Source organism: Megasphaera sp. An286 (assembly GCF_002163455.1).
Taxonomy (GTDB): Bacteria; Bacillota; Negativicutes; order Veillonellales; family Megasphaeraceae; genus Megasphaera; species Megasphaera stantonii.
In genome coordinates this window covers 1-4,858 of sequence record NZ_NFIY01000038.1, presented here as the reverse complement: position 1 = coordinate 4,858, position 4,858 = coordinate 1, and the positions used below count along the sequence as shown (strand labels likewise).

At 54.5% G+C, this 4,858-nt stretch carries 4 protein-coding genes; 3 read left to right on the top strand and 1 reads right to left on the bottom strand.

The annotated features are described in order from the left end of the window. The first annotated feature begins 405 nt into the window (after window positions 1-405). Window positions 406-1,449: a phosphate acetyltransferase gene (gene pta, locus B5F80_RS11020; protein ID WP_087478869.1), complete on the top strand. Its 1,044-nt coding sequence runs from the start codon at window positions 406-408 to the stop codon at window positions 1,447-1,449. 158 nt (window positions 1,450-1,607) lie between these two features. Here the strand turns inward: pta and B5F80_RS11015 are convergent, their stop codons facing one another. Beyond that, window positions 1,608-2,048, bottom strand: a complete 441-nt coding sequence (locus tag B5F80_RS11015) for a hypothetical protein (protein ID WP_087478868.1) — start codon at window positions 2,046-2,048, stop codon at window positions 1,608-1,610. A 183-nt stretch (window positions 2,049-2,231) separates the two neighbouring features. On the opposite strand from B5F80_RS11015, the gene B5F80_RS11010 reads away from it, so the two are divergent. Beyond that, on the top strand, window positions 2,232-3,620 hold the full coding sequence (locus tag B5F80_RS11010; protein ID WP_087478867.1) for an NAD(P)/FAD-dependent oxidoreductase: 1,389 nt from the start codon (window positions 2,232-2,234) through the stop codon (window positions 3,618-3,620). Window positions 3,621-3,667: 47 nt separating this feature from the next. Beyond that, a complete protein-coding gene (gene selD, locus B5F80_RS11005) occupies window positions 3,668-4,705 on the top strand; it encodes a selenide, water dikinase SelD (protein ID WP_087478866.1) in 1,038 nt (345 codons plus the stop codon). Window positions 4,706-4,858: the final 153 nt, after the last annotated feature.

Sequence of the window (4,858 nt, the reverse complement as noted above, 5' to 3'; positions counted from 1 at the left end):
TGATTGCTCCTTTGTTGATGATTTCTCGCAAAACCATTTTAACATGAAGCTTCACTATGGATTTTTGTTTTTTTGATTACCTGTTCAAATTCATTTTACAATTAACCAATGTCTGTCGTCGCTTCCTTTTGTATATGGGGATATTCTTTCTTCAGCGAATTTTCATCTTCTCCAGTCGGGAGCAATACATCCTTTCGTTCTGCCGCAGGTCTTTAAGATAACACATAGACTCATGTATGATAGCATAAATGCATAATAGTATATTATAAAATGATTAACTTTCATGCCGAATTGTTCGTATTATTGCAATAAGCGGGCGAAACGTATTTGATTCGACTCCATTTTGTATTATAATAAAGCTGTCAAACATTCATTTTTAAGATTTATTTAAGGAGTGGTTCCCTCATGCGATTTACTGAAGATTTGAAAGCCCGTGTTGCGAAAGCGCAGAAGAAGATTGTTCTTCCGGAAACGAGCAGCCCCCGCGTACTGAAAGCTGCCGAACGTGTTTTGGCCGAAGGCTTTGCCAGAATTGTCCTCGTAGGCAAACTGGAACAAATCAAAAAAGATGCTGCTAAATACCAGATTGACCTTACGGGCGTTGAAGTAATCGACCCGGCAACGTATTACCGCATGGACGAATTGTGCGCATATTTTGCAAAACGCCGCGAAAAGAAAGGCATGACGCCGGAAAAAGCATACGAAGTTATGGTTAACAACTACACCTTCTTCGCTGCCGGCCTCGTTGCTCTCGGCGAAGCTGACGGCGTCGTATCCGGTGCGATTACGACGTCTGCCGACGTTATCCGCGCCGGCCTTCAGGTCGTAGGCCCCCGTCCGGGCAACAAGACCGTATCCAGTGCCTTCATTTTGCTGACCAATACGCCGCAGTACGGCGATAACGGCATCCTCGTACTGGGCGACTGCGGTGTTATTCCCGATCCGACGGCAGAACAGCTGGCTGACATTGCCTGCATCTGCGTGGAACGTGCTGAAAGAACTGTACAGATGTTAAGACCTCGCGTTGCCTTCTTGTCCTACTCCACCATGGGCAGCGGCGCCGGCGATTCCGTCGACAAAGTTCGTCAGGCTGTACAGATCCTGAAAGACCGCGGCGTAGAATTCGACTTCGACGGCGAAATGCAGGCCGACGCCGCGTTGGTACCGGAAGTTGGCGAACGCAAAGCTCCGGGCTCCAAGGTTGCCGGTCATGCCAACGTCCTCATTTTCCCGAACCTCGATGCTGCTAACATCGGCTACAAGATGGTTCAGCGTTTTGCCAACGCAACGGCTCTTGGCCCCTTGGTTCAGGGCTTGGCAAAACCGATCCTCGACTTGTCCCGTGGCTGCTCGACAGAAGACGTCGTAGACGTCGTCGCCGTTTGCTGCTCTGACGCAATTACGACAGATATCATGAAAAAACAGGCCGCTCATCCCTTCGAAGGCTAAGAGCGACAGGCTGCGCCGTTTATAGCGGCGTGCATAAAAACAGCGCATACGATATCGTGTGCGCTGTTTTTATATTCTCAAGTATGCAGTTGATTCGTTTCGGCCTTTTGCCTGGCCTTTCGGCATAACTGTTTCCTGCCGGCTTTTTCCCGCTGCCGTCAGCGTTTTACGCGAACTCGCTTGTTGCCGACGACCATGGAACGGCTCAGCGTGCGGTAGGCCATGTACGTAAAGAACAGAAAGCCGAAGAGGAACACGAGGGCGTATTCGTCGGTCAGCTTTTCGTGCTGCGAGTAGTAATAGGCGCAGCCCAGCGTGAGGAGCAGGCTGGCGTACATCGACAGGACGGAGCACCAGGTACGCTGGCCTCGGTCGCGGACGGCGTAGAATTCGCGGTATTTGACGTACAGGGCGATAGTAGACACGACGAGGACGACGCCTGCCGCTGCCGGGACGATCGGATTGATTTGCAGATATAAGGACACTAATAGGAGGACCATGAGCAGGAAGGTCCAGAGAAAGATGTATTCCTGCAGCCGAAGCTCTTCCTTCGGGTCGTCGACAGCCTGCTGCCGTCGGTCTTTTCGTTTTTGTGCCATATGAAACCTCTCCTTGCTTGTATAGTCATGCCCTTATTATAGCACAACCTGCCGGGAAGAGCAGGGGTCGCCTTATATTGACAGGGCCCGTGCCCCATGATACGCTAAATGAGGATAGTTGATATACAATCGCAGATATCCCGACTGCGCGGCAGCAGGCCGCGGCGAAAGGAGAGATAGACGGTGAACGCTGTAAAAACCTATGACGTCATCATTATCGGGGCCGGGCCGGCCGGTATTTTTACGGCTCTGGAGCTGGCCGATACAGGCCTGAGTATTCTCATCGTGGAAAAGGGGCAGGACATTCGCGAGCGCATTGCGACGAGCCGCAATAAAAACGCCCTGCCTAAGGATAAGGTCCGCAACGTCGTGTGCGGCTGGGGCGGCGCCGGCGCCTTCAGCGACGGCAAGTTGACGCTGACGACGGAATACGGCGGCAATTTGGACGACTACATGTCCAAGGCCGAGCTCATGGAAAAAATAGCCTATGTCGACGACGTATACTGCCGCTTCGGCGGCGCAGACCGCAAGGTATACGGCGACGAAAATAAGGAGTGCATCCGCCAGATGCAGCGCAAGGCCGCGGCGGCTGATTTACGGCTTATTCCGGCGCGGATACGCCACCTCGGCACGGATGTAAACGCCCAGATACTGACGAATATGCGCGACTTCCTCGACGGCAAGATCGACATCATGGCCGATACGGCTGTAGACCATATCGTCGTGGAAGACGGGCAGGTGCGGGGCGTTATCATAGCAGACCAGCTGTACGCCTGCCGCTACCTGGTCTGCGCGCCGGGCCGGGAAGGCTCGGAATGGTTTGTCGGCGAGGTAGACAAGCTGGGCCTCAAGCTGACGTCCAACGCTGTCGATATCGGTGTGCGCGTAGAAATGCCGGCAGAAATTTTAGAGACCATTACCGACATAGTGTACGAATCGAAGCTCATCTATTTCAGCAAGTCCTTCGACGATAGGATTCGTACCTTCTGCATGAATCCCTATGGCTTCGTCGTAGAAGAAAACAACGACGGCCTCTTGACGGTCAACGGCCACAGCTATGCTCACAAGCGCAGCGAAAACACGAACTTTGCCATCCTCGTGTCGAAGAAGTTCACCGAGCCCTTCCACGAGCCGATCAAATACGGCAAATACATCGCCAATTTGGCCAATATCCTCGGCGGCGGCGTCATTGTCCAGCGGCTGGGAGATCTTCTCGACGGCCGCCGTTCGACGCCGGAGCGCATTCTGCGGGGCCTCGTGCGGCCGACGATGCCTGATGCGACGCCGGGCGACTTGTCCCTCGTCCTGCCGTACCGCCACCTGCAGGACATCAAGGAAATGCTCGAGGCGCTGGACAAGGTGGCTCCCGGTGCCAATTCGCGCCATACGCTGCTGTACGGCGTGGAAGTTAAATTTTATTCCAACCGGCTGGAACTGAATCACAAATTGGAAACGAAGATTCCCAATTTCTTTGCCATCGGCGACGGCGCCGGCATTACGCGGGGGCTGGTGCAGGCCTCGGCGGCCGGCGTGACTGTCGGCAAGGAAATCCTGGAACGGGAAGGCCGGTAAACCGTATCCTGTAGGGATATGGAAGCTGAAGAAGGGAGGTGCCGGCTATGGATGAAAGGATCAAATTGACTCAAATGGCGTCCTGCTCGGGGTGAGGTGCTAAGATTGGCGCCGGGAAACTGGCGCAGCTGTTGGAAGGTATTCCAACAAGATATGACGAACGGCTGATCGTCGGCTACGATAAGAGCGACGACGCGTCGGTATACGTCGTCAGCGAGGAATTGGCCTTGGTGCAGACCGTCGATTTCTTTCCGCCCATCGTCGACGACCCGTTCTTATTTGGACAAATTGCGGCGGCCAACGCCCTAAGCGACGTGTACGCCATGGGCGGCGAGCCGAAGCTGGCCATGAACGTCATGTGCATCAATTCGCAGATGGGAAAGGAGGCCGTCCGGGCTATCCTGCAGGGCGGCTATGACAAGGCTTATGAAGCGGGCGTCCTTATTACAGGCGGCCATACTATAGAAGACAAGGAGCCCAAGTACGGACTGTCCGTGACGGGCTTCGTCCATCCGCAGAAGCTCCTGCGCAATTCGTCGGCCCGCGAGGGCGACGTCTTGATTTTGACCAAGCCCTTAGGCGTAGGCATCCTCATGACGGCGGCCCAGGGCGATATGGTGGAGGAAGGCCTGCTGCGCAAGCTGCACGGCCAAATGGCGCAGCTCAACAAGGCGGCCAGGGATATCATGGTCCGCTACGACGTCGGCGGCTGCACCGACGTGACGGGCTTCGGCTTTTTGGGCCACGCTTTTGAAATGGCCCGGGGAAGCGGCCTTACGCTGCACGTCATGGCGGGAAGCGTTCCCTATTACGGTGAAGCCTGCGAGATGGCCGACATGGGCTTTATTCCAGCTGGCGCGTACCGCAACCGGGACTATACGGACGGGCAGATCATCGTCAGGGGCGACATCGGCCGGGCTATGATGGATGTCCTGTACGACCCGCAGACATCGGGAGGCCTGCTCATTGCCGTCTCGGAACGGGACTGCATGGCCTTGCTGAAGGAATTGCAGTCGGCCATTCCCTGCGCGGAAATCGTAGGCTACGCGGCGCAGCGCGAAGACGGCGCGCTCATCGTAGAATAAGAGAACCGCCGCAGGAGATACGGGCTCCTGCGGCGGTTTTTCTGTGGCGAATTTACAATACAAGTGCAACACCTATAAAAAATGACACATAGGTTTCTGATATAATAATGCTACCAAACAAAATCTATATCTCGGAGGAAACCTATGTGCCAC